The 2,739-nt window shown below is 69.3% G+C and carries 1 protein-coding gene; it reads left to right on the plus strand.

The window, feature by feature from the left end:
- The coding region (locus ABZ749_RS33295) for a M14 family zinc carboxypeptidase (RefSeq protein WP_357234941.1) at window positions 1-2,739 on the plus strand (2,739 nt) is incomplete at both ends.

The raw sequence follows: 2,739 nt of genomic DNA on the forward strand, positions 1-2,739 counted from the left end.
ATTGTCGCCGTGAAGGTCACCAAGAACGCACGGACGGTCGAGGACGGGAAGCGGCCCGCGGTGCTCTACGCGGGCGCGCAGCACGCCCGCGAGTGGATCACGCCGGAGATGACCCGCCGACTGATGCACCACGTCCTGGACAGCTACGGCACCGACCGGGAGATCACCAGGCTCCTGGACACGACCGAGCTGTGGTTCCTGCCGGTGGCCAACCCGGACGGCTACGACCACACCTTCACCTCTGGCAACCGCCTGTGGCGCAAGAACCTGCGGGACAACAACGGCGACGGCCAGATCGGCTCGGGCGACGGCGTCGACCTCAACCGCAACTTCAGCTACAAGTGGGGGTACGACAACGAGGGTTCGTCACCGGACCCGAACAGCGAGACCTACCGGGGCCCGGGCCCCAACTCGGAGCCGGAGACCAAGGCACTGGACCGCCTCTTCAAGCGGGTCGGGTTCGAGTTCTTCGTCAACTACCACTCGGCGGCCGAACTGCTGCTCTACGGCCTCGGTTGGCAGGTGAGCACTCCCACCCCGGACGACGAGATCTACAAGGCGATGGCCGGTGACGACGCGCACCCGGCGGTGCCCGGCTACGACCCGGACATCTCCGCCGAGCTCTACACCACGAACGGTGACACCGACAGCCACGCCACCGTTCGGTACGGCACGCTGGGCTTCACCCCGGAGATGTCCACCTGTGAGGCCGCCTCGGCGGTCGACCCGGACGACGAGTGGCGCCCGGAGGACTGCGTCAGCGGCTTCATCTTCCCCGACGACGAGGAGTTGATCGCTGGGGAGGTGAGCAAGAACCTGCCCTTCGCGCTGGCCGTGGCCAAGTCGGCGGCGGACCCGGACGAGCCGGTCTCGGTCGTCGGACGGAGCACCCCGGACTTCGTGGTGGACGCCTTCGACACCTCGTACGGGCGCACCCAGCAGGTCGCCGCGATCACCCGGCGGGCGCTGAAGAACGTGAAGATGCACTACACGGTCAACGGCGGGCGGCCGAAGACCGTAGCGGTCCGCGAGTGGCGCGGCGGTGAGCGGTACGGCGGCACGCACGACGACTACTACGCCGAGCTTCGCGGCACTGTCGGCGGCACGAAGCCGGGCGACCGGGTGGAGGTCTGGTTCACCGGCAACAAACCCCGGTCCGGGGTGGTCGCAAGCGTTCACTTCACCTACCGGGTGCACACCGACATCGGAGGGGACGTGCTGGTCCTCGCCGCGGAGGACGTCACCGGCCTCAGCCCGGCGCAGACCGGCACCACGGCGAAGTACGCCGACGAGGTCGCGGCGTCGCTGAGCGCCGCCGGGCGCACCAGCGACGTGTACGACTTCGACGCGATGGGCCGCAAGGCCCCGCACCCGCTCGGTGTCCTGTCGCACTACGAGGCCGTGGTGTGGGAGACCGGTGACGACGTGATCATGCGCTCCCCCGGCCAGGTCGCCGGCACCACGGCCAGGGCTGCGCTGGACACCGAACTGGCCGTTCGGGACTACCTGAACGAGGGCGGAAAGCTCCTGGTCAGCGGCCAGTACGCGTTGTTCGCCCAGGGTGCCAACGGTTCGTACGTCTACCACCCGGACGCACCGCCGGAGTGCACGAACGCCGACGATCCCGCCTGCCTGCCGCTGCTGAACGACTTCCAGCAGTACTGGTTGGGGGCGCACACCTACGTCAGCGACGGCGGCACCGCGCCGGAGGGAGAGCCGTTCCCGGTCGCCGGAAGCGACGGCGCGTTCACCGGTTTCACCGGCCAGCTCAACGGTCCCGGTTCGGCGGAGAACCAGGGACACACCGCGTCCTTCCTGACCACGTCGAGTTTCCTGCCGCCGGACGAGTTCCCGCAGTTCGCCAGCTCAGCGCCGGTGGGCTGGACCCGACCGGGTGGCGCGCCGTTCGACCCGCGTACGGGCGAGTGGTACCTGCACAGCGGGCAGGCCGACGAGTCGTACAAGCGGCTCAGCCGCACCGTGGACCTCAGCGGGGCGAGCAGCGGAGAACTGCGCTTCTTCACCTCGTACGAGATCGAGCAGGACTGGGACTTCCTCTTCGTCGAGGCGCACGAGGTGGGCAGCGACGAGTGGACGACCCTGCCGGACGTCAACGGCAAGACCAGCACGGTCACCGGGGAGAGCTGCGCCTCGGGTTGGGACCAGCTGCACCCGTTCCTCGCCCACTACCAGGGCGCGGGCTGCTCCCCCACCGGCAGCACCGGAAGCTGGAACGCGGCGACCGGTACGTCGAGCGGCTGGAAGGAGTTCGTTGTCGACCTGACCGCGTACGCCGGCAAACAGGTCGAGGTGTCGATCACGTACGCCTCGGACTGGGGCACCCAGGGTCTTGGCGTCTTCCTGGACGACGCCCGGGTGGTGGTCGACGGGTCGACGGTGGCGGAGACCTCGTTCGAGTCCGCCGACCTGGGAGGTTGGACGGTGGCCGGGCCGCCGGCCGGCTCCGGTGGTAACGCCAACGACTGGTCGCGCAGCCAGCAGGCGTTCGAGGAGGGTTCGGTGGTGGTCACCGGGGACACCGTGTATCTGGGCTTCGGGTTGGAGGGCCTCCCCCCGGCGGCCCGCGACGACCTGGTCGCCCGCTCGCTGACCCACCTCACCGGCAGGTTGGCCAGCCAGAGCGCGGCGAGCAGTTGCGGGACGGTCGTCCGCGGGCGTCTACCTGATCGCCCGGTCCAACCCGATCTTCTCGGCCAACTCGACGCTGCAACTCGTGGT

Origin of the sequence: Micromonospora sp. NPDC047753, assembly GCF_040642735.1 — a bacterium.
Classification (GTDB): domain Bacteria; phylum Actinomycetota; class Actinomycetes; order Mycobacteriales; family Micromonosporaceae; genus Micromonospora.